This is a genomic window from Paenibacillus sp. 203, from assembly GCF_037027525.1.
In the GTDB taxonomy this organism is placed as follows: Bacteria; Bacillota; Bacilli; order Paenibacillales; family Paenibacillaceae; genus Paenibacillus; species Paenibacillus polymyxa_B.
In genome coordinates this window covers 106,812-128,756 of the sequence record NZ_JAXCHD010000010.1, presented here as the reverse complement: position 1 = coordinate 128,756, position 21,945 = coordinate 106,812, and the positions used below count along the sequence as shown (strand labels likewise).

Annotated in this window: 19 protein-coding genes; 7 read left to right on the top strand and 12 right to left on the bottom strand. The window is 46.9% G+C overall.

Translation table 11 applies throughout. The annotated features are described in order from the left end of the window. Positions 1 to 41 precede the first annotated feature (41 nt). From WA407_RS21310 to WA407_RS21270, 9 genes are all read right to left on the bottom strand, one after another. Positions 42 to 497: a hypothetical protein gene (locus WA407_RS21310; protein WP_254330111.1), complete on the bottom strand. Its 456-nt coding sequence runs from the start codon at positions 495 to 497 to the stop codon at positions 42 to 44. A 49-nt stretch (positions 498 to 546) separates the two neighbouring features. Continuing rightward, positions 547 to 1,509: an ABC transporter ATP-binding protein gene (locus WA407_RS21305; RefSeq protein ID WP_442952045.1), complete on the bottom strand. Its 963-nt coding sequence runs from the start codon at positions 1,507 to 1,509 to the stop codon at positions 547 to 549. Next, positions 1,502 to 2,539, bottom strand: a complete 1,038-nt coding sequence (locus WA407_RS21300; RefSeq protein ID WP_336078312.1) for an ABC transporter ATP-binding protein — start codon at positions 2,537 to 2,539, stop codon at positions 1,502 to 1,504. The genes WA407_RS21305 and WA407_RS21300 overlap by 8 nt, the downstream gene beginning before the upstream one ends. A 59-nt stretch (positions 2,540 to 2,598) precedes the next feature. Next, positions 2,599 to 3,444, bottom strand: coding sequence for an ABC transporter permease (locus WA407_RS21295; RefSeq protein WP_336078311.1), 846 nt, complete (start codon positions 3,442 to 3,444; stop codon positions 2,599 to 2,601). Positions 3,445 to 3,448: 4 nt separating this feature from the next. Next, positions 3,449 to 4,399, bottom strand: coding sequence for an ABC transporter permease (locus WA407_RS21290; protein ID WP_023986565.1), 951 nt, complete (start codon positions 4,397 to 4,399; stop codon positions 3,449 to 3,451). Positions 4,400 to 4,471: 72 nt separating this feature from the next. Then, a complete protein-coding gene (locus WA407_RS21285; RefSeq protein ID WP_336078310.1) occupies positions 4,472 to 6,091 on the bottom strand; it encodes an ABC transporter substrate-binding protein in 1,620 nt (539 codons plus the stop codon). A gap of 156 nt (positions 6,092 to 6,247) precedes the next feature. Next, positions 6,248 to 6,610, bottom strand: a complete 363-nt coding sequence (locus tag WA407_RS21280; RefSeq protein ID WP_336078309.1) for a DUF1304 domain-containing protein — start codon at positions 6,608 to 6,610, stop codon at positions 6,248 to 6,250. Positions 6,611 to 6,740: 130 nt separating this feature from the next. Further along, positions 6,741 to 8,252, bottom strand: coding sequence for a methyl-accepting chemotaxis protein (locus WA407_RS21275; protein WP_302058684.1), 1,512 nt, complete (start codon positions 8,250 to 8,252; stop codon positions 6,741 to 6,743). Positions 8,253 to 8,509: 257 nt separating this feature from the next. Then, positions 8,510 to 9,763 carry a cation:dicarboxylate symporter family transporter gene (locus WA407_RS21270; RefSeq protein ID WP_061831913.1) on the bottom strand — a complete coding sequence of 418 codons (1,254 nt, stop codon included), beginning with the start codon at positions 9,761 to 9,763 and terminating at the stop codon, positions 8,510 to 8,512. 211 nt (positions 9,764 to 9,974) lie between these two features. On the opposite strand from WA407_RS21270, the gene WA407_RS21265 reads away from it, so the two are divergent. Both WA407_RS21265 and WA407_RS21260 read left to right on the top strand, forming a co-directional pair. Then, on the top strand, positions 9,975 to 11,279 hold the full coding sequence (locus tag WA407_RS21265; protein ID WP_336078308.1) for a sensor histidine kinase: 1,305 nt from the start codon (positions 9,975 to 9,977) through the stop codon (positions 11,277 to 11,279). A 5-nt stretch (positions 11,280 to 11,284) separates the two neighbouring features. After that, a complete protein-coding gene (locus WA407_RS21260) occupies positions 11,285 to 12,214 on the top strand; it encodes a response regulator (protein WP_061831911.1) in 930 nt (309 codons plus the stop codon). A gap of 79 nt (positions 12,215 to 12,293) precedes the next feature. Here WA407_RS21260 and WA407_RS21255 read toward each other — a convergent pair whose 3' ends face one another. Then, positions 12,294 to 12,797: a MarR family transcriptional regulator gene (locus WA407_RS21255; protein WP_336078307.1), complete on the bottom strand. Its 504-nt coding sequence runs from the start codon at positions 12,795 to 12,797 to the stop codon at positions 12,294 to 12,296. A gap of 319 nt (positions 12,798 to 13,116) precedes the next feature. On the opposite strand from WA407_RS21255, the gene WA407_RS21250 reads away from it, so the two are divergent. Together WA407_RS21250 and WA407_RS21245 are read left to right on the top strand one after the other, a co-directional pair. Beyond that, entirely contained in the window at positions 13,117 to 13,614 is a 498-nt protein-coding gene (locus WA407_RS21250; protein WP_023986557.1) for a DinB family protein, read from the top strand. Positions 13,615 to 13,817: 203 nt separating this feature from the next. Further along, positions 13,818 to 15,017, top strand: coding sequence for an MFS transporter (locus WA407_RS21245; protein WP_336078306.1), 1,200 nt, complete (start codon positions 13,818 to 13,820; stop codon positions 15,015 to 15,017). Between the two features lie 23 nt (positions 15,018 to 15,040). Here the strand turns inward: WA407_RS21245 and WA407_RS21240 are convergent, their stop codons facing one another. Beyond that, on the bottom strand, positions 15,041 to 15,862 hold the full coding sequence (locus tag WA407_RS21240; protein ID WP_336078340.1) for an endonuclease/exonuclease/phosphatase family protein: 822 nt from the start codon (positions 15,860 to 15,862) through the stop codon (positions 15,041 to 15,043). Between the two features lie 5 nt (positions 15,863 to 15,867). Then, on the bottom strand, positions 15,868 to 17,532 hold the full coding sequence (locus tag WA407_RS21235; protein ID WP_069290844.1) for a PTS transporter subunit IIBC: 1,665 nt from the start codon (positions 17,530 to 17,532) through the stop codon (positions 15,868 to 15,870). A gap of 242 nt (positions 17,533 to 17,774) precedes the next feature. On the opposite strand from WA407_RS21235, the gene WA407_RS21230 reads away from it, so the two are divergent. The 3 genes from WA407_RS21230 (at position 17,775) to pgmB (ending at position 21,910) form a co-directional block, all read left to right on the top strand. Continuing rightward, positions 17,775 to 18,782, top strand: coding sequence for a LacI family DNA-binding transcriptional regulator (locus WA407_RS21230; RefSeq protein ID WP_254330130.1), 1,008 nt, complete (start codon positions 17,775 to 17,777; stop codon positions 18,780 to 18,782). A 154-nt stretch (positions 18,783 to 18,936) separates the two neighbouring features. Then, positions 18,937 to 21,219 carry a glycoside hydrolase family 65 protein gene (locus tag WA407_RS21225; RefSeq protein ID WP_336078305.1) on the top strand — a complete coding sequence of 761 codons (2,283 nt, stop codon included), beginning with the start codon at positions 18,937 to 18,939 and terminating at the stop codon, positions 21,217 to 21,219. A 25-nt stretch (positions 21,220 to 21,244) separates the two neighbouring features. Further along, positions 21,245 to 21,910, top strand: a complete 666-nt coding sequence (pgmB, locus tag WA407_RS21220; RefSeq protein ID WP_025722091.1) for a beta-phosphoglucomutase — start codon at positions 21,245 to 21,247, stop codon at positions 21,908 to 21,910. Positions 21,911 to 21,945 lie beyond the last annotated feature (35 nt).

The window sequence follows — 21,945 nt, the reverse complement described above, 5'->3', positions numbered from 1 at the left end:
GTTTTCATTTCTGGTGAATGGTGTTACTCCATCCCCATGATTTAATTCGTCTGTGAAGCAGGTACAATTCGGTATAATCCTGAAGTCTCGCCCGCCGCGCGACGTACTTCCTGGATGACCCAGCCTAATGACAGTACCCGCCCAAGCCGATCATACTCAGCCTTCGTCAGTTCAGATGTAACGGCTTCGCTTCCTTCCTCCAGTGACAGCTCAGGCTCCCGCCCGAACGCAACGGCAATCCACGAACGAATGCCCCGGATCGTATTGTACTTGATCTGATATCCATCCGTTACTGCGCTGACAAACACCTCCGGCTCTTGGGACGCCAGCCCGGTGACAAGCTCTGTATAATCAAAATCGGATGGTCCGTCCGTTGGCAGCTCATTTTGCTGCACGCGACGGATTAATTCCTCTTGGGACCAGCCTAAAGAGCGTAATGATTCCAGCAAGAGCGCGTCCCATTGGGAAATACGTACTCTTTTCGTCGATTCAGTCATCGTTTTTTGCCTCCTTTGGGTCATGCACATCGTACAACCGCTCTTAACCCTAAAGGTTAACCGGGTATGCTACATAATGGCCGGGACTGATTTCTCTCAGCTCGGTTGTACTGTTGTTATCCTTGTCCCATACTAATGAACCGTCTGGTTGGGCCAAGCCTCCTCCCAGTCCCCCTTGCTCTCCGACCGCTCTCGGATCAGGCACAGGGATGGAGGATAGCAGTGCCTGCGTATAAGGGTGAGCGGGCTGCTCATACAGTTCATCTGCATCGGCTACTTCTACCAGTCGCCCATGGTACATCACACCGATTCGGTCTGAAATATGCCGCACCATCGACAAGTCATGGGCGATGAACAGGTACGTCAGCCCGAACTCCTGCTGGAGATCCTCCAGCGTGTTAATGACCTGCGCCTGAATGGACACATCCAGTGCCGAAATCGGCTCGTCACAGACGATGAACTCGGGGTTCACGGAGAGAGCACGAGCGATGGAAATCCGCTGGCGCTGCCCACCACTGAACTCGTGTGAGTAGCGATACAGATGCTCCCGCTTCAGCCCTACCTTTTCAAGCAAAGCTACTACAGCATCTTTACGCTCACTACCCTGATGCAATCTGTGAATATCCATCGGCTCACCGATCAGGTCAAGCACGTTCATACCCGGATTAAGAGAGGAATATGGGTCCTGAAAAATGCTCTGAATACGCCGACGCAGCGGTTTGAGCTGTTTATCGTTCAGCTTGGAAATATCCTGACCGTCAAAGCGTACCGTACCTTCTGTATAATCGTATAATCGCGTCAGACAGCGTCCAACCGTTGATTTCCCACTACCTGACTCACCGACCAGTCCGAACGTCTCGCCACGCTTGATTTGAAAGCTCACGCCATCCACCGCCTTGAGCACCTCAGAGCTACGCCCTAACAAATCCTTTGCGGTCACAAAATGCTTCTTAAGCTGGTGTACCTCCACCAAGGGCTGTTGCTCACCCAATACATCGTTTGTTTCACTCACCGTCATTCCCTCCTTCCGCGTGGCCCGCTTTCGGCGTCTCGCAGACTCCGGCAGGCACTGCGTCCGGCTCGTTCAACCAGCAGGCTGCTCGCTGATCCGGGCGCAGCTCCACCATCGGCGGCCGCTCCACACAGCGGGCAAACGCGTGTGGGCACCGTTCCATGAACGGACAGCCTGATGGCGGGTTCAGCAGGTCCGGCGGCGTGCCCTCAATCGGCACCAGCCGCTCGCGGAAGCCGTTCGTGCGCTGGGGCACAGAACGCAGCAGGCCCTGTGTATACGGATGGCCCGGACGATAAAAGATATCGTCCACGCGCCCCTCCTCCATCACCATGCCGCCGTACATGACGATGACACGGCTACTCACCTGGGCGACGACGCCCAGATCATGGGTGATCAGAGCAATCGACATGTCGGATTGCTGCTTTAGCGTCTTGAGCAACTCCAAGATTTGCGCCTGAATCGTTACGTCCAGCGCTGTAGTCGGCTCATCTGCAATCAGCAGCTCCGGGCTGCACGAGAGCGCCATGGCAATCATCACCCGCTGGCGCATCCCGCCGCTGAATTGATGCGGGTATTGGTTCATTCGGCGCTCCGGCTCGGTAATGCCTACTTGTCGCAGCAGTTCTACAGCTGCTTGCGTAGCCGCTTCCTTGCTCAGTCCTCGATGTCTGCGAATCACCTCGACCAGGTGATAGCCAACCTTTTTGACCGGATTCAGCGAGGTCATCGGGTCCTGAAAAACCATTGCAATCTGGTTTCCGCGTATTTTGCGCCATTGCTTTTCCGTCAGAGCGGTCAGGCTTTGTCCCCGGTAACGAATATCGCCGTTCAGCCGCTTGCCCGGCGGGGCAATCATCGACATGATCGCTTTCGCTGTAACACTTTTGCCGCTCCCGGATTCTCCTACGATTCCTACCGTTTCTCCAGCATCAATATGAAAACTAACCCCTCGAACTGCCTGATTTTCCCCTTCACGAGTGAAAAAGGAGACCTCCAGCTGTTCGACGGACAGTAGATGTTCTGTCATTGTCTTTTCGCTCCTTCCTGTCGCTCCTGGAGCCATTTGTAATGGATCTGTGCTATGAATCATCGTTTTACTAATTTGGGTTCAAAGCCTACACGCAGCACATCTCCCAAAACATTAAAGCTCAATACAGTCAGTAAAATAAGTAGACCCGGGAATAATGCCATGTATGGGGCCTGTGCAATATATCCTTGGGCATTATTCAGCATACTGCCCCACGTAGCGTTCGGCAGCTGAACACCAAAGCCGAGGAAGCTCAGTGACGATTCCATCATAATCGCTGAAGCGATATTGTTCGTCGCCCCTACGATAATTACCGGAATCAGATTCGGTACGATATGCTTCATAATAATACCCAACGTGCTTTGTCCCGAAGCTTTGGCGTATAGTACATACTCCCGTTCGCGCAACGTCATTGTCTCTGCACGAACCACACGGGCAATGTTCATCCACATGAGCAGTGCGATAATGACAATGATATTGCCGACGCCCGGCTTCAAAAACACACTCAGCAGCAAAATAACCAAGAAAGACGGAATTGACATGATCAGCTCCAAAACCCGCATAAGCAGATTGTCGATCCATCCTCCAAAATACCCGCTCATAATCCCTACCACTGCACCAATACTGGTCGCAATAATCATGGACGCGAAGCCTACCAGCAATGATACACGTCCGCCGTACAGTGCTCTTGTAAAATAGTCCCGCCCATAATCATCCGTCCCAAACCAGTGTGCCGCTCCCGGTGGTTGGAGACGCTCCAGCACGTTCAACTTATTCGGGTCCTGCGGCGATAAAAATGCGAAAATCGCCCCCAGCGAGAATACGATCAATAGTATGAGAGCGACGGCGCCCATTTTGCTCGTCATCAGCTCGATCCCGATGTTGCGCCATTTGCTCTGATTCATGAATTCACCTCGTTGATTTAATTCTCGGGTCCGCGATGCTATACAAGATATCTGCAAGCAGATTACCCAGGATCAGCAGCAGAGCGGAAAATAAAGTAATCCCCATGATGACGGGATAATCCATCCCTTTTACCGCCGTCATGCCCAGCGAGCCAATGCCCGGCCAGGAAAATACCGTCTCCGTCACAATGGCTCCGGCCACCAGGTCCGCAACCGACATTCCAAGCAGCGTAATGATGGGCAACAGCACATGCTTGAGCACATGTCGAAACAAAACCAGTCTTTTTCCAGATCCGAACGCGTATTGAATCTGCACATACTCTTCCTTGAGCTGCGTAATCGTGCTGGAACGGATGTACCTCACATACACAGACAGAAAGCCGAAGGCCAGTACAAAACATGGTAAAATCCCATGCTTGATTACATCTAGCACCGAGTCCGTACCGATGGTACGCATTCCTGTACTCGGAAGCCAATGCAGATAAATCGCAAACAAATAAATAAGTAAAATACCAAGCCAAAATAGCGGAACAGAAATTCCGATGTACGACATCAGATTAATGAGCTTGTCGATCCAGCGATTCCGATTAGCCGCAGCCGTCAAACCGAGTGGAATCGCAATCAGTACAGCCAGTATGATGGAGGCGCCCATCAACCCGGCTGTTGCCGGGAGACGATCGAGAATCTGATCCAGCACGGGCTGGTGATTAATTAGCGAGTAGCCGAGATCACCCGTTAGGCTTTTTTTAAGCCATAATATGTACTGCACATAAGCAGGCTGGTCCAGCCCCAAGCTATGCCTCATTCGTTCAATGTCTTCCAGATGCATATTCGGTGTAACAAAAGAGAGAACCGGATCACCTGGAGCCAGCTTGATCAAGCCGAAGCAGACAATGGACACAAAAAATAGCATCGGTATAACTTGCAGCAACCTTCTGGCGATGAGTTGTCTCATACGTTTCCCTTCCCCTTGCTGTTTTCGAAAAAAATAAGCTGGTTAGCCCAGCTTATTTTTGAAAACCCTGTCTTATTTGTGATAAATTTTGGACAAATCCTCGAAAATCACGACCGGCTTTAACACAGCCTGATCAATCCCGCCATACTGCTTGTCGAAGGCTACAATAGTCTTGGTGTAAGCAATCGGGTAGATGACAGCATCCTCAGCCAGCAGCTCTTGTACCTTTTTATAAATTGCTCCACGTTTCGTCGTATCCGACTCACCCGCGCCCTCTTCCAGCAGCTTATCCACTTCTTTATTTGAATAATGCGAATAGTTGGAGGATGATCCGGTGCTATACAAAATACGATATGCGTCAGGGTCATATCCCATGATATAGCCGCTGATCGCCAGATCGAAGTCCTTGGCATTCGTATCGACGAATTTTTGCGACCATGCCGAGGAATCCATGCTGTTCACGTCCAGTTGAACGCCTATGTCCTTTAACTTCTGCTGGATATAGAGCGCTTGTGCTTCTTGTATCTTGTTGCCGCCCGGAATGATAATGCGCAGCTTCAGTCCTTCAGCTCCAGCCGATTTCAGCAGTTCTTTTGCTTTGTTCACATCATTATTGAAAAATGCAACGTCGTTCGTGTGATACAGTACATCCTGTGTCAGAGCAGATTTCGCAGTATCTGCATATTCCTTGGAGCCATAGGATACCTGAATCAATTCATCCTGATTCAATGCATAAGAAAGCGCCTGCCGTACTTCTTTTTTGTTCAACTGCTTCGTATCACTATTTTCATTAAACATCAGATAAGCCAAGCGACCTTCGCTGTAAGGGAAAATGTCAAACTTATCTGTTGCTTTAATGGTCTCCACATTTTGCGGATCGAGATAGTTTACATTGATCTCACCATTTTGAAGGGCCAAATTCGCAGCATTTGAATCTTTAACAATCCGGTATGTTACTGAATCCAGATGCGGCTTTCCGCCAACATAGTTATCGAACCGTTCGAGTGTAACGTACTCACCGGTTTTGTACTCTTTAAATTTGAAAGGACCAGATCCAATCGGAGAGTTGTTTTTTGTGCTCTTCTCAATATCCGCTTCATTCTCGAAAATGTGCTTCGGAATCGGGGATACCTGTACCAGTGCTGCCTCAAAAGCAGGAGCTGGCTGAGGAAGCTTGAAATCCACCGTTGTATCATCAACCTTGCTCGCCTGAACCGGTTTGCCATTAACCATAAAATTACTTCTCAAAAAGCTGTGCTGCTTCTCGTCCAAAATTTTGTTAATGGTGAAAACAACATCGTCAGCCGTCAGTTTCTCGCCATCATGCCAAGTCAGATTTTTTTTCAGTTTTAGTGTATAAGTCAGCTTGTCTGCTGAAGGAGTCAGACTGTCTGCCAAATAAAATGTCTTTTTGCCATTGTTCACTTGAAACAATGGTGCGAATATCGCCTGATCTATCGTCAGACTTACCCGATCACCCGCATAGTTCGGGTTCAGCACCACCGGATCAGCTTGTACGCCAATGATCAGGCTGCCGCCATCTTTAGGCTGTCCGTTATCAGCTGTTGTGGTAGCTTTACCGGGTGTATTCCCATTCGTCTCAGACGTAGATCCAGAATTCCCGCCGGAGCATGCACTTACAACCAACATCAATACAATAAATACCAATACACCAGTCAAATTACGACGCATCGCTCTAGCCCCCGTGTCCACTTAGTATGTAATAAATTTATTATAAATCGGAATAGTCGGATTTACAATCGATCAAAAACTGTTTATTCCCCTTGTCATTAGCATTCCAGACATTATGTGATCGAATCTAGAAAAAGACACCCGTTAAGGGTGTCTTCAGAGTATCCACAAACTGATTAGTGCCAGAATGGCAGGCAGGCCTTGCTTTAATAAAATAGACTTATTGGCAGTAAATGCACCATACAACGCAGCCACTACCACACAAATGACAAAGAATAATTGGATTTGCCGCCCGAACACAATATCCGGATAGAACAAGCCCCACACCAATCCGGCTGCCAAAAAGCCGTTGTACAGCCCCTGATTTGCAGCCAAGGATTTGCTTGCTTCCGCCAGCTCCTTCGAGGTGCCGAACGTACGCATCGCCCGCGGAGTCGTCCACAGAAACATTTCCAATATTAGAATGTACACATGCTCCAGAGCTACAATTCCGACCAATATTGAACTAAGTAAGCTCAAGTATATTCCTCTTTTCCACATAAAGTTACTATGAGGCGATTTTTAGATCTATCCTCGAAAAGTATAGTTCATCTTCCAAAAACAGTAAAGGGACCGAGCCTAAGGCCCGGCCTCATTTCTACATGAAGCCTTACATCGTTCTTGCAAAATCCAACAAAGCTTTGGACATGCTGTTGATCTCGTCTGTAGATGCATTCACTTGTTGCGTTAGCGCGGCTTGTGTTTGTGTCAGCGTAGACATATTACCGATATTGTGCAAAATCCGCTCGATGAGTGTCTTCATTTCGTCCAGACTAGTCTCGATATTTCCGGTCGCATCAGCACTGTGTATGGCGAGTTTTCTCACTTCATCTGCAACTACCGCAAACCCCCGTCCCTGCTCGCCCGCACGCGATGCCTCAATGGCGGCATTCAGACCCAGCAGATTTGTTTGATTCGCAATCTCTTTAATGAAGTTGGAAATGTTTTGCGTCTCTTCTGCACTGACTTTGGCTTGATTCGCTGCCTCTGTCGATTGCTCCTGAGCCGTAGCCAACTCCTGCGCCTGGTTACTAACCGAGTTAACGCCGTTCACCATTTCCGTAATGGAATCGGAGAGATGCTGGATCTTGAGCGTCAGCTCATCCGCAACAGCCTGCTTTTCCTTTTCGACAGTAATATCACGAATGGTACCCGCAATACGAATAGGCACTCCCTTGCTATCGCGTATGCTTTTTCCACTGCAATAATACCACCGATGCTCGCCATTCTTACGCACTAAACGGCATTCCATTTCGTACGGTGTGCGTCCCGTATAATCATTTAAATGATCATTCAAAATCTTAATCGCCATTTCGGCATCCTCAGGATACAGGATTGAAGCCCAACTGCTAAGCTTGCTTGGGAAATCTTGCTCGTCCTTAAAGCCTAGCGTTGCGCGGAATTGCGGTGACCACCAAAATGTATTATCCGGATTTTCTATATTTCCTCCAATAATGTTTACATCGTAAGGAGCCTCTACCAGCACAAGGTTAATGAGATCGTATCTTGTAACCATGGCCTCCAACTCTTCAGACTTAATCTTCTGGTCGTGCACATCCAATAGAGCGCCGGCAATCCGAAGCGGCACTCCCTGCTGATCGCGGATCGTCGTTCCGGTAGCCCGGAACCAGCGGTATTCTCCATGCTTCAGCTTCAAACGATACTGTACGTCATAAGGCGTCTTTCCCGTAAAATCCAGCAAATGATCCGACAATTCGGTCAATGCTCTGTCATGATCTTCGGGGTGCAGCCGGGATGCCCAGCTGTTTAATACATTGGGGAAGTCCTTTTCGCTCTGATACCCCAGCATAGCACGAAATTCTTCTGACCATGTAAACGTATTATTTGGATTGACGGGATCACCCGCAACCACCTCCATGTCCCATAAGCCAATCTCTATAGCCTTGGTAACAAGCTTCAGACGGATGTCAACATGTTGAGCATCATTTTTCATGGATTCAAGCGCTTGGTTTACATTGTTTGCGATTTCTTGAATCTCGGAAGATTTGGATGAAACTTGTATTGCGGCAGAATAATCCTTCTGCTGTATTCTTTGTGAAAGTTTGCGGCTTTCTTCTACTAAAGGAGCAAGTGAGTGGGTCTCATTTTTTTTAAGAAACATATATGCTCTTCCCTTCTAAGCCAATATATAAAACGATATAGTTTAATATCGGAATTTTATTAAGAATCATTATAAATAAATCTAAAATTGCATAGGTAATAAGAATCGTTTTTATGTCCATATACCTATATATTCATACAAAAAACATCGAAAAATGTCGAAAAAGGAAAGGTCTTAATAAGTCTGGAAATGAAAAGAACACCTTCGCATTACTTCGCAAAAGTGCTCTTTCTGGCAACTATTCAGTTCGTTACATCTTATTTAATTGAAGCAACGTATTCCTCGCCCTTTTCTTTATCATATTGGCCTTCCCATTTGGACATGACCACAGCGGCAAGCGAGTTGCCTAATACATTGACTACCGTACGAGCCATATCCAGAATGCGATCAATACCAGCAATAAAAGCCAACCCCTCCAGCGGGAGGTTCACTGCTCCAAGTGTAGCGAGCAAAACGACAAAGGAAGCACCTGGCACCCCTGCAATACCTTTGGAGGAAATAATCAAAACTAGCACCAGCGTGATTTGTGTCGTGATTGGCAGGTCAATTCCGTACATTTGGGCAATAAAAATCGCAGCCAGTGCCTGATACAGGGTGGAACCGTCCAGATTAAAAGAATACCCAATCGGAATGACAAAGGACGTAATTCCTTTAGGACATCCGAACTTCTCCATCTTCTCCATGATCTTAGGCAAAACACTTTCCGAACTGGCCGTCGAATATGCAAGCAACAGCTCACTTTTCAAAATTTTAACCATGGTCCAGAGACGGGTACCGCAAAGCTTGGCGATAATTCCAAAAACAATCACAATGAACAGTATCATGGAGCCGTACACCGACAAAACAAGCTTCAATAAAGGCCATAACGAGGCCAATCCAAACTTGGCCACTGTCGTTCCAATCAGGGCAAATACACCGAACGGAGCCAGGCGCATGACCTGATTGGTTACCCAGAACATGGCGTCGGCTACACCTTCAAAGAAATTCAGCACAGGCTTGCCTTTGTCACCAATCGCCGCTACCCCTAATCCAAACAGTACGGAGAAGAATATAATAGCCAGCATATCTCCCTCGCCCAGGGCGTGAATAACATTGGTAGGAACAATATGCACAATCGTATCTATAAAGCTATGGCCTGACTTCTCTGCAGTCTCTACATAGGAATGGATATCACTCTTGGCCAGGTGGGACATGTCCACGCCGTCACCCGGTCGAACCAAGTTGGCAACAAGCAGTCCGAAAAGGATGGCGATTGTCGTTACAATCTCAAAGTACAGAATAGACTTTCCGCCGAGTTTACCCAGTTTCTTCATATCTCCGACGCCGGCTACGCCGATAATGAGCGTTGAGATCACAATAGGCACGACAATCATCTTGATCAAGCGGATGAAAATATCACCGATTGGCTTTAAGTAGACTTCCACCCCTGAATTGCCGTAAAATAAGGCACCAATAATAATACCTAAAGCCAGACCGATAAAGATTTGCATCGTCAAATTAATCTTTTTCACTTCGTGTCCCCCCTGGCTGATTTGTATATTTTTGCAGTATGCTGTTCTTAATATTCAAATGATGTTATTTATACTACAATCTGATCTATAAAAAACGACAATTATCTACAGCTGCATTTATTTTTTTCTATAAATTCACAAACTTTAACGGCGAGCCTGTGAATTTAGCTCACATTGCCTTTCTGACTGAATACCCAGGAGGTGAATATGGATGAAGTTGAATACGCTCCTTTTCCTGCTCATGCTTGTATTTGTACCGCTCGCAGGTGAGCTGAATATTCACCCGTTCGCTAATACATTCCGTCTCAGCTTTGGTACGCCTGTATTTTTTTTCTTTCTGTTATCTATTCGTCATATTCCGCCTGCATTATCGGGAGTGCTTGCAGGGATAGCGGTAGTCGCCTTTCGCATCTTACTCAATCATTACACTCAGCCCGGCCTTCTCTTCGAAGAGTTGCTGACACTGCACGGCCCTACCTTTTTTTATTACATGGTCTACGGCCTGCTCTTCCAGGTCCTTAACATTAATGCTGAGCCTTACCGCGCACTCCGCGTGGGCATCCTCTCTGTAGGGATTGAGGTTGCCGCAAGTGTGTCGGAGCTTAGCGTCCGGTGGAGCATGGACGGCGATTTCTGGGACATCATTAAGATCAGCAAAGTAGCTTTCATGGCTATGATCCGCAGCTTCTTCGTGCTTGGGTTTTATAATATGATTCGGTTAAATCAATCGGTCCAGCATGAAGAGGCACAAAGGCAGCAGACGGAGCGAATTTTACTCCTTGTATCGGACTTGTATGAGGAGTCGGTCCAGTTAGGCAAAACGCTGTCACATGCAGAACAAATCACTCGTGAAAGCTACGAGCTGTACCGTGAGTTGCAGCAGGATGAATCTCTGAAGGATAGAGAACATTACGCCAGACAGGCACTTCGTATTTCCGGACAGGTTCACGAGATCAAAAAAGACAGCCAGCGGATTTTTGCTGGTTTGTCCAAGCTGATTGATGCCGAAAGCGGAGTGCATTACATGGCTTCTCAAGAGCTTGGGGAGCTAATCATTCGAACGAACAGCAAATACGCACAATCGCTGGACAAGTCTATTCGTTTTACCCTAGATGTCGATCCATTGTTACCCAAGCTGCATGTTTATACCGTTTTGACACTTATTAATAACCTGACAGCCAATGCGGTTGAAGCAATGAAGGACAACGGAAGGATTGACGTTTCCATTCGCTGTCTACCGGGAAAAGAGGATATAGCTTCCTTTAGTGTTACCGACAACGGTCCGGGGATTCCTCAACGGAAACGGGAAATGGTCTTCACACCAGGGTATACGACCAAGTATGATGAGGAAGGACAGCCGTCGACCGGTATGGGATTGTTTTATGTACGTGAGGTCGCGGAGAGCCTTGGAGGAACGATTGAACTGCAACAGGATGAAGAAGAGAATACAGATAGATTACAGACCACTTTTAGAATTACATTGCCTTTACGGAAACTGACGGAGAAAGGAAGATAGCCCGGATGCGTTTTTATATTGTGGATGACGATCAGGGAATTCGTTCTATGCTGGCAGACATTATTGAAGACGAAGGTCTAGGAGAAGTCATCGGGGAAGCAGAGGATGGTACCTACGTGAATAGCGGCCTCCTGGAGCTGAACCGGATTGATGTATTGCTGATTGACTTGCTGATGCCGCTTCGTGACGGCATTCAGACCGTGCGCGCACTCGGCGATCAATTCAGCGGCAAAATCATTATGATTTCTCGCATCGAATCCAAAAACATGATCGGCGAGGCATACTCGCTCGGTATTGAATATTATGTGGCCAAGCCTTTGAATCGACTGGAGATTATTGCAGTTATTCATAAGGTGGCTGAGCGTCTGCGCATGCAGCAGTCGATTACGGATATTCAGCGCACGCTTCAAGGGTTGTCGATGTTCACAACGAATAACCCAACGGCAACAATTGAACCGACCCGAAACATCGTAACTTCCGGGCAGTTTCTGCTCTCCGAAATGGGGATGATCGGCGAAGCCGGGAGTATGGATTTACTGGACATGCTGGAATTTCTGGACCAGTATGAGGAGGAAACAGGCAATCTATCTCCCTATCTGTTCCCGCCGTTGAAGGATATATTTGCTAATGTAGCGTCCAAACGGTTAGGGGCTTCAGCCTCAGCAGTAGAGCTGAGTAAGGAAATCAAGGCATCGGAGCAACGTGTCCGCCGTGCTATTTTCCAGACACTAAGCCATATAGTATCGCTCGGATTGACTGACTATACCCATCCTAAATTTGAAAATTATGCATCCAAATTTTTTGATTTTACAGAAATCCGCAAAAAAATGCTGGAACTGCAAAACAATGTGGAGCCTTCACTGTCCCAAGCCCGCATTAATACGAAAAAGTTCGTACAGGTGCTCTATATGGAAGCAAAACGGCTATTACATTAAAAGAAAAGCACCTGCATCTCCCCATGTATCTATTACTTGGAGATTAACAGGTGCCCATCGTTGATGATTCGATATCCCTTTAGTCCAGACTCTTGTCCTGCCACTCCATAGCTTCCAAGAGATCTACACCATCGGACAGCAGACGTTTCAAGACATTCAGTTCTTCCGAGCTATAACGATTTAAAAATTGAAATAACTGCTGCTGTACCTTAACATGCAGTCGTTCATGCATAAGAAAGAGTCTTTTCCCTGACGGGGTTAACCGAAAATAGATTTCTTTCTTGTTGTCGTTAAGCTGGGTTCTACGAATCCAGCCTTCCTTGAGCAGCTTGGTGCTGACTTTCGAAACTGTACCCTTGCTCAGCTCAATTCGATCCGCTAATGTCGTAACATTAATCGGCTCATGCCTCCCAATACAGTCAATGACGTGCACATCCGTCAGATTGAGTGAAGCAATTCCATCAAAATGCTCGTGTATTTCTTCGAGAATAGTCATGCTCTCTCTCTGCTGATGCTGCTCCAGCTGGTGATTCATCTTAATGAGCAAATCATAAACATGCTGAACTGATGTCGCTTTCTCCATACGAAAAAATGGTCACTCCTTTGGCATACTCCTCCTTTCATTATAGCCCATTTTTGTTTCAAAGAAAACAATATATGCATTACGGAAAGCTCCCCTTTAACATTTCCGTATATATACAAAATATATCTATTATTGATACTTTGTTTCCTTTGAAACAATTTTATTTTAGTGCAATTGAGAATTATTATCAACTGTTTTTAAAAATTATTTCTGTTTCTCTTCTTACTACATGGATATTTTCATTTTGGAAAATATAATTGTATAATCGTAAAATGAGAATAAGCTAGAAACAAGTTCTCCATAGAAGGGATGATGATACATGTCGGATGCAAACCAATTATTCGGTCAAGCACTGGTTAAATCACTGGTCGGGGAACGTGGACATATTCGAGTAGCTCGGGCTTTACCAGACATCGACGTCGAGCTGGCAGGGAAGAAAAATGCAGAAATGCCTTACAGCATTTATCAACTGCTGAAGCATATGATTTACTGGCAGCAGTTTATGCTAGAGCATTTGGAAGGACGGAAGCCCCAGCTTCCGGGCAATGTCATGGAAAGCTGGCCCGAAGAGACTGGACCGCAAAGCGAAGAGGCATGGCAGGCTGTCATTAACGAATTTTTACAGGGCGTAGATCAGGCTGTGCAGATTGCCGAAACCGCGCAACTGGATGATTCACTAGCTCATTTTCCAGGTGAAACGAAAGCAGGACTACTGCGGAATATCGCTTCCCACAATTCATATCATTTGGGTGAAATCGTGCTACTACGCCGGATTTATGGAGCTTGGCCACCACCAGGAGGCGGCTTTCCAGCCTAAAGGCAACACCACGCTCTAATCCAGATTCCCCCATCCGCTGCTTCATACCTCCATCATTGCAATGGGATTTAGGCACCGCGAGGAACTCGCTTGCGTACCCTATATGGGAACCCGCTAACTCGACCTGAAGCCGTTTACCCGTAATCAGGTGCAATCCGAATAACGGTTCCCATGATGCAAGACCAAAGAGAGGTTTCGAGGTTATGGTGAGACACTTATATTTAAATCGTAATATTGCCTGTATGATTGTGATCAGCCTTATTGCTAACATGAGTGGAAGTATGATCCTTCCACTCTTTGCTATTTATGTAGAGCAATTCGGGATATCCGTACTCGGCATGAGCATTTTATTTTCTCTATTTTATGTAGGTAGATTTCTTGGTGGAGGCTTGGCAGGACGAATTTATGAAAAGATTGGCGCAAAACGCTTGGGGTTGAGCTTACTCATTGCCGAAATCGCTTGTATGCTTCTGTTTCCGATTGCAACAAGCTCCATCATTCTATCCCTACTGAGACTCCTCCAAGGCTTGGTAGCCATAGGGCTAACCGTCTTTGTAAGAGTCACGATCAACCATATGAGCACCGCAGATAATCGAGGCACGCTCAATGGATATATCAGCAGCAGTGAAGGTGCCGGTATGATTTTAGGGCCTCTTATGAGTGGAGCTATTGTTTCTTATTTTTCTTTATCCATTCCGTTTTATTTCGTTGCTATTTTCTCATGTATATCCTTCGTTGCCGTCTCCAGAATGACCTTCCCCAGTCTCTCTTCCAAACCTCAGCAACAGCACGCACCCCTTCATGAGTCGAAAAGAAATACCATGCTAACGAAACAGCTACTGCTCTATTCCACCGTTCATTTCCTTGAAATGAGTGCATTCGCTATATTTTTAACGTACTTCTCCATATATGCAACCTACAAGCTCCATTGGAGCCCCGCAGAAATTAGCTTAGCTTTTACAATTATCGGCATATCGACCTTCATATCAGCCCCCTTTATTGGCAAACTATCTGATCTACTTAAGGATCGCTTGATGCTTTGTATCATCGGTCTATTGTTGATCATGGTGGAAATCATCTTATTTCTTTGGTTCACAGAACCGTGGATCGTATACTTAGGGATGTTCATCGGAGGTATAGGAGGAGCCAGCTATCTGGATTCCTTTTACTCGCAACTAGGGGATGTTATTCCTGAGGAGAATAGAAGCTCATTTATCGGCAACGTCGTATCTTTGTCCGAATTGGGGGCCATTGTGTCTCCGATCATCGCAGGTGCACTCATGGAACGGTTTAGCATCAACACTCCCTTTTACTACAATTTGATTTTGGTGTTGATCGCTATAGTTATCCAATATGTTATTCGTTTTAAGTCGAAATCTATAAGAAAAAGGCCATTTGCATAAGCAAGCGGCCTCCTTTCTTTTCATCACAGCTCCAACTCAACTGCAACCCCAAAATGATCCGATACAACTGGTCCAGTTTTCCCGTTCAGTACAACGGTTGAGGATCGAACCTGTGCAGCCTTATTGGAGAAGATAAAGTCAATACGGAGCGGCTCCGCATTACTTTCCCAACCAGCAATAGCTTTAATCACTGTGTGGCCTTCATCACGTACTGCTGCATTCGGATAGGTGTCCGACCAGCCGGATTGCAGTACATAGTCATATCCTTCTCCGCGTACTTCAGCCGCGTTGTTGAAATCACCCATCATAAACACAGGAGTCGGAGCAAAAGAATTTAGCACTTTGGTTGTACGATCCCATAGTCCACGGAAGGATTCTTCATCATTCCACCAGTTATAATGTCCACTTACAAACCAGGCCTGCACTCCGTCCACCACAGTTTGAACGCCGACAATTTTACGTGAGCGGTAGTTGTCATAATCCTGTAGCGAGGAAACATATTCGTTCACCGTAGCTGTAATCGGTGTTTTGGACAGAATCGCCAAACCCTCATCGTATTTGGCAAAACCAACATGTGCGGGAGCCCACGTCCACTGATAAGCATCGGACAATAGCCCGTTCAGCACATAAGCATAGTTATCACGCTTAATGACAACTTCAGGATCTGCGCTATAATAAGCGCCCAAATCGTCCGGCGACAAAGGAGTCTCTTCCATGGACTGGTTCACTTCCTGCAAAGCAATGACATCAAACTGCTGTTCATCAATAAAAGCAGCCAGCTGCTTTAGCTTATCATGCTGGTTTTCTTCCATCCAAGCATGTGCATTTAAGGTTAACAACTTCAAAGTAATCACCTGTTGAGTATGTCTTGTATATCTGATTTAAGCACATCGGCCTTCGGTCCGTAAACCGCCTGCACCCCATTATCTACTTTTATCAAGCCTAAGGCACCCAGCGCTTTCCACGTCTTTTCGTCCCCAACGGCATCCGTATCCTTCACCGTCACACGCAGACGGGTCATGCAAGCGTCCACCTCGACAATGTTCTGCTCACCCCCAAGCGTCTTGATGATATCCGTAGCCAGTTGATTTTGAGTGGAAACAGCTGCCACACCCTCTGTCTTCGTACTCCCAGCCACGGAAGTCCCTTGAGGCTCCTCATCCGTATAGTTCCCCAGTCTTCCCGGCGTAGCCATTTTCAATTTACCGATCATAAAATACGCGATAAAGTAGGTTGCTACAGCAAACACCACACAAGTCAGCACGAAGTTAATAATATCCTGCACCAAACCCGCATTTATAGACAACGGCATTCGGGTCAGCAGTTCAATCATACCAAACGAATGTAAACGTAAATGTATGATGTCGGCCATTCCGAACGCAATACCGGTAAGAATAGCATAAACCACATACAGCACAGGCGCCACGAACATAAACATGAATTCCAGTGGCTCCGTTACCCCTGTTAAAAAGACAGCTGCGGCTGCCGAAAAGATCATCGACTTGTACTTGCTGCGTTTATCTTTGTCTACACGGCGATACATAGCCACCGCTAGTCCCATAAGGATTCCTGCTCCACCGATCATTTGTCCTACCTTGAAGCGAGCAGGCGTCACGCCTTCCAACAAGCTATTGTAGGCTGTCGGATCAGTACCACGAAGCGCACTCAGGTCACTTGCCCAAGCCAGCCACAACGGGTCTTGCCCGGCAACGACGCTTCCTGCCCCGGAACCCGTAAGTGTCGTGTAAACGCCACCAAGTTGAGTATAGTTAATAGGAACGGTCAGCATATGGTGAAGTCCAAAAGGAATTAGTAGTCTTTCCAGTGTACCATAGACAAATGGCGCTACAAAAGGAGCCGACTCCCCTGAGGTCGCTAACCAAATACCGAACTGATTAATCCCCCCCTGAACAAATGGCCAGATGGCAGACATGATCAAACTTACGATGACAGACCATAAAATCACGACAAAAGGAACAAAACGTTTGCCGTTAAAAAAAGCTAAAGCGTCTGGCAGCTTGCGGTAATTGTAGTACTTGTTAAATACCACGGCTCCCACAAAGCCGGAGATGATACCGACAAACACACCCATATTAAGTGCAGGTGCCCCTAAGACAGAGGTAAAATAGCCACTAACCGGAATGGATGCACCAAAAAGAGTGTGGGTGGTGGCACCCTCCTGGGTTAGCATTTTCGAGGACACACCCAAAATCGTTCCTGTTGAAATATTAATGAGAATAAAGGCAATTAAGGCCGCAAAAGCTCCGCCCGCCCGTTCCTTAGCCCAGGAACCACCAATCGCCACGGCAAACAGTATGTGTAAATTATTGATAATACCCCAACCCAAATTCTCCATAACCCCGCCGACGGTCAACCAGAAATGGATATCACCAGCCAACATCGCCACTACTTTACCAAGCGAAATCATAATCCCGGCTGCCGGCATAACAGCAACAACCACTAGCAGTGCTTTCCCGAGCTTTTGCCAAAAATCAAATGATAGAAGTTTTTTCATGCTCCTTCAATCCCCATCCCTTATAGTATGTACAGCGTTGTTTGTACCCTATAAACATTATGCAATCGGTTGCACAATTATTATAATGATATCGCTTTCTATTGGCAATACCCTAATTGTAAATATCTTGGCTAATGATCATAGAAATACTCGAAAAAACCGTGAATTTGTTGATTTTCGAGCAATATCGTATGATAGAACATAATATTTCCTGCTTGAGATAGCAAAAGGAGACGAAGACGATGGCAGTAACCATCAAAGATGTCGCAAAACGTGCTAATGTTGCTACTTCCACCGTATCCCGTGTCATTCAAGACAGCCCCAAAATCAGCGAAGCGACCAAGGCACGTGTCCGTAAAGAAATGAAGGCGCTTGGCTATGAACCCAACTATTCAGCTCAGAGTCTGGCTAACCGTGTCACACAGTCAATTGGCATCATTATGCCTGAATCGGATGTGGCAATCTTTCAAAATCCGTTCTTTCCGGAAAGCCTTCGCGGGATCAGCGAATGGGTAAATGAGCACAACTATACACTGTCCATTGTCACAGGAAAAACGAGTGATGAATTGCTATCCCGCGTGAAGCTGATGACCCGGACCGGGCGTGTTGACGGCTATATTGTTCTGTACTCCAAGCAAAAAGATAGCATTGTGGAGTACCTTCATAAAGAAAAAATACCTTACACCGTAATCGGTAAGCCTCAGCAATTTGTCAGTGAAACTACCCATGTAGATAACGATAACTACCAGGCTGCCAAGGATGTGGTCACTTATTTGACTGGGCTGAATCATCAGCACATTGCTTATGTTGGCGGTGATCATGAACACATCGTGAATATTGAAAGACTCCGAGGCTACCAGGATGCGTTGCGAGAGGCAGGCTTGCCTTTACCCAAGGAATTCGTGGTCAGGGAGCCATTTAATCTGGAGGACATGCGGACATTATTGCAGGCCACCCCGCCGCCTACCGCGATGATCGTTAGCGACGACCTTGTAGCCATGGCAGTACAGAAAATGCTTTCTCAGCTAGGCGTGTCCATGCCAGAGCAGTTATCCATGGTGAGCTTCAATAATCTAATGCTAGCTGAGCTGATGAATCCCCCTCTGACTTCCGTGGATATTGATATCTTTACTCTAGGTTATCAGGCAGCCAAAAGCCTGATTGAAAAAATCGAGGACCCCAAGGAATTGACCAAGCACATCATTGTTCCCCACCGAATCGTGGAGCGCAAATCCAGCCAATTACTATGATTCTTAGCGGAATGAACAAGAACTGATTTTGTGGAAACCCATAAAATCAGTTTTTTTGCGTTGACAGGGCAAACGGTTGCACTATATACTGAACTCGCTCATATACTGGTTTCGTTAAAACAACGATCTCATTTTCCGAGAGGGGTACGCAATCATGGTTTACAACCGATTATTTGACGTAGATAGCTGGAAGCTGACAACACACACTCTACATAGCACACACATGCGATTACAGGAAAGCATAACGTCCATAGGCAACGGTTATATGGGCATGCGCGGCAATTTTGAAGAAGCTTATTCAGGTGATCATCATCAGGGAACGTATATCTCCGGTGTATGGTTCCCCGACAAAACAAAGGTCGGCTGGTGGAAAAACGGCTATCCTGAATATTTTGGTAAGGTCATCAATGCCATGAACTTCATCGGCATCCGTCTGATCGTAAACCAAGAGGAAGTAGACTTATTTACGGCACACATCAGCGATTTTGTGCAGGAGTTGGACATGAAACAGGGTATCCTGCGACGCATCTGCACCGTGAACAATCAGGTTCGTATCACTACGGAGCGTTTTCTGAGCATCACCACTCGTGAGCTATGCCTGATTGATTACCAAGCAACGAATATAAGCGAGCAGCCTCTAACTATAGAGCTTGTCCCTTATTTGGACGGCAATACGAAGAATGAAGACACGAACTATGATGAGGTTTTTTGGTTGGAGGAGGCCCGAGAGGTTCAAGAACAATTCATCAGCCTGTCCACAACAACTATAGATAATCCCTTCGGTATTCCGCGTTTTACCGTAAACGCTACCATGGGTATTGTGACCGAGGGACAGGATCTGCAGACGACGGAGGAGAGCTTTTTGTATGCTGCACGCCACTATCAATACAGCGTCGCTCCGGGCGACAGTATCCAGCTGCAAAAAATTGTGGCGGTTACCACCTCACGGGATATGGAAAAGGATGCACTGATTCCACAAGCTGAACGCATCGCTGTGGAGGCTGTGAACAAAGGCTATACTTCGCTCAAGCAGGAGCATGTCGCAGCTTGGGCTCGACGTTGGGACAAAGCCGATGTAGAAATCGAGGGAGATACAGAGGCCCAGCAGGGAATACGCTTTAACATTTTTCAACTGTTCTCTACGTACTACGGCGAAGATGCCCGTCTGAACATTGGTCCCAAGGGCTTTACAGGTGAAAAATATGGCGGTGCCACCTATTGGGACACAGAAGCATATGCCGTACCTATGTACCTGGCGCTCGCAGACCCGGATGTAACCCGAAATCTGCTGCTGTACCGTCACCAACAACTAGAGGGTGCCAAGCATAACGCAGCCCAGCAAGGGCTACGGGGTGCACTATACCCTATGGTCACTTTTACAGGTGTGGAGTGCCATAACGAATGGGAGATTACCTTTGAGGAAATCCACCGTAACGGGGCCATTGCGTATGCCATTTACAATTACACCAACTATACGGGGGACTCCTCCTACCTTCATCAATACGGCATAGATGTACTGGTCGAAATTAGCCGCTTCTGGGCCGACCGGGTTCACTTTTCCAAAAGCCAGCAGCAGTATATGATCCACGGGGTTACCGGGCCGAACGAATACGAAAATAACGTCAATAACAACTGGTATACCAATACGCTGGCTGCATGGGTTTTGAAATATACCTTATCGGTCTTACCTCAAATTTCAGCAGAAAAATCGATGCATCTAGCGGTTACGGCTGATGAGCTTGCCCATTGGCAGGATATCATCACTCACATGTATTATCCCTATGATGAGGAGCGGGAAGTCTTCGTACAGCACGATACCTTTATGGATAAGGATTTGCAGCCTGTATCCTCCCTTGATCCCAGCAACCTTCCATTAAATCAGAAATGGTCATGGGATAAAATCCTTCGTTCCTGCTTCATTAAGCAGGCAGATGTGCTGCAAGGGCTGTATTTCTTTGGAGACCAGTTCACGCTGGAAGAAAAAGCGCGCAATTTTGCATTTTACGAGCCAATGACTGTTCATGAATCCAGTCTGTCCCCGTCCATTCATGCCGTGCTGGCTGCCGAACTCAAAATGGAGGAAAAGGCAGTCGAGATGTATAAGCGGACGGCCCGTCTGGATCTGGATAACTACAATAACGATACCGAAGACGGACTTCATATCACTTCCATGACAGGAAGCTGGCTGGCGATTGTACAGGGATTTGCCGGGATGAGAACGTATCGTGAAACATTAAGCTTCTCCCCCTTCCTGCCTCAAGGCTGGAACAAATATACGTTTAAAATCAACTATCGCGGTCGCTTGTTAAGTATTCTCGTACAGGAAAATGAAGTGATCATTACCCTGTTGGACGGAGAACCGCTGACGCTGGAGCTGTATGGAGAGCCAACGCACATTACCAGTGGACAGTCGTTAATGACGAACAGCGTTTCATAAATCGGGCAGACAGGGGGGAAACCAAATGAAAGCAGTCATTTTTGATCTGGACGGAGTCATTACAGATACCGCCGAATATCATTTTCAGGCATGGGGCAGCTTGGCGGCAGCGCTTAGCATCCCTTTTGATCGGGAATTTAATGAACAGTTAAAAGGAATCAGCCGTACGGAATCGCTCGACAAAATACTGGCGCGCGGTAACCTGTCCGATACGTTTTCAGAAGAAGGCAAGCAAGAACTGGCCACACGAAAAAATACGGAGTATCAGCGGCTCATCTCAGCTGTAACTCCCTCGGACATTCTTCCAGGCATTAAAGCGCTTCTGACAGAGCTTCGTGAAGCCCGAATCGGCATCGCGCTGGCCTCTGCAAGCAAAAATGCAGCATTTATCCTGGAGCGACTGGAGCTAGCGTACTATTTTGACAGTGTGGTGGATGTTACCGCCATTCGGCATGGCAAACCTGACCCGGAAATTTTCCTCACCGGAGCCGCAAATCTGGGCGTTCAGCCTGCCGACTGTATCGGTATAGAGGACGCACAGGCTGGCATACAGGCGATCAAAGGCGCCGGGATGTTCGCGGTCGGTGTAGGAACACCTTCGCAAATGCAAGGTGCGGATATCGTGGTAGCCACTACTGCCGAGCTTTCTCTGAGCATGTTGGAGGCACATTTCTACGAGTTCAAAAAGTGACCTCCACTCGGAGTAGTTTATATGGCGTTATCTCG

What these genes read in the sequence shown, in the direction of transcription:
- WA407_RS21310 (WP_254330111.1), bottom strand. Translation starts at nt 497, where the DNA reads ATGACTGAATCGACGAAAAGAGTACGTATTTCCCAATGGGACGCGCTC.
- WA407_RS21300 (WP_336078312.1), bottom strand. Translation starts at nt 2,539, where the DNA reads ATGACAGAACATCTACTGTCCGTCGAACAGCTGGAGGTCTCCTTTTTC.
- WA407_RS21295 (WP_336078311.1), bottom strand. Translation starts at nt 3,444, where the DNA reads ATGAATCAGAGCAAATGGCGCAACATCGGGATCGAGCTGATGACGAGC.
- WA407_RS21290 (WP_023986565.1), bottom strand. Translation starts at nt 4,399, where the DNA reads ATGAGACAACTCATCGCCAGAAGGTTGCTGCAAGTTATACCGATGCTA.
- WA407_RS21285 (WP_336078310.1), bottom strand. Translation starts at nt 6,091, where the DNA reads ATGCGTCGTAATTTGACTGGTGTATTGGTATTTATTGTATTGATGTTG.
- WA407_RS21275 (WP_302058684.1), bottom strand. Translation starts at nt 8,252, where the DNA reads ATGTTTCTTAAAAAAAATGAGACCCACTCACTTGCTCCTTTAGTAGAA.
- WA407_RS21265 (WP_336078308.1), top strand. Translation starts at nt 9,975, where the DNA reads ATGAAGTTGAATACGCTCCTTTTCCTGCTCATGCTTGTATTTGTACCG.
- WA407_RS21260 (WP_061831911.1), top strand. Translation starts at nt 11,285, where the DNA reads ATGCGTTTTTATATTGTGGATGACGATCAGGGAATTCGTTCTATGCTG.
- WA407_RS21255 (WP_336078307.1), bottom strand. Translation starts at nt 12,797, where the DNA reads ATGGAGAAAGCGACATCAGTTCAGCATGTTTATGATTTGCTCATTAAG.
- WA407_RS21250 (WP_023986557.1), top strand. Translation starts at nt 13,117, where the DNA reads ATGTCGGATGCAAACCAATTATTCGGTCAAGCACTGGTTAAATCACTG.
- WA407_RS21245 (WP_336078306.1), top strand. Translation starts at nt 13,818, where the DNA reads ATGGTGAGACACTTATATTTAAATCGTAATATTGCCTGTATGATTGTG.
- WA407_RS21235 (WP_069290844.1), bottom strand. Translation starts at nt 17,532, where the DNA reads ATGAAAAAACTTCTATCATTTGATTTTTGGCAAAAGCTCGGGAAAGCA.
- WA407_RS21230 (WP_254330130.1), top strand. Translation starts at nt 17,775, where the DNA reads ATGGCAGTAACCATCAAAGATGTCGCAAAACGTGCTAATGTTGCTACT.
- WA407_RS21225 (WP_336078305.1), top strand. Translation starts at nt 18,937, where the DNA reads ATGGTTTACAACCGATTATTTGACGTAGATAGCTGGAAGCTGACAACA.
- pgmB (WP_025722091.1), top strand. Translation starts at nt 21,245, where the DNA reads ATGAAAGCAGTCATTTTTGATCTGGACGGAGTCATTACAGATACCGCC.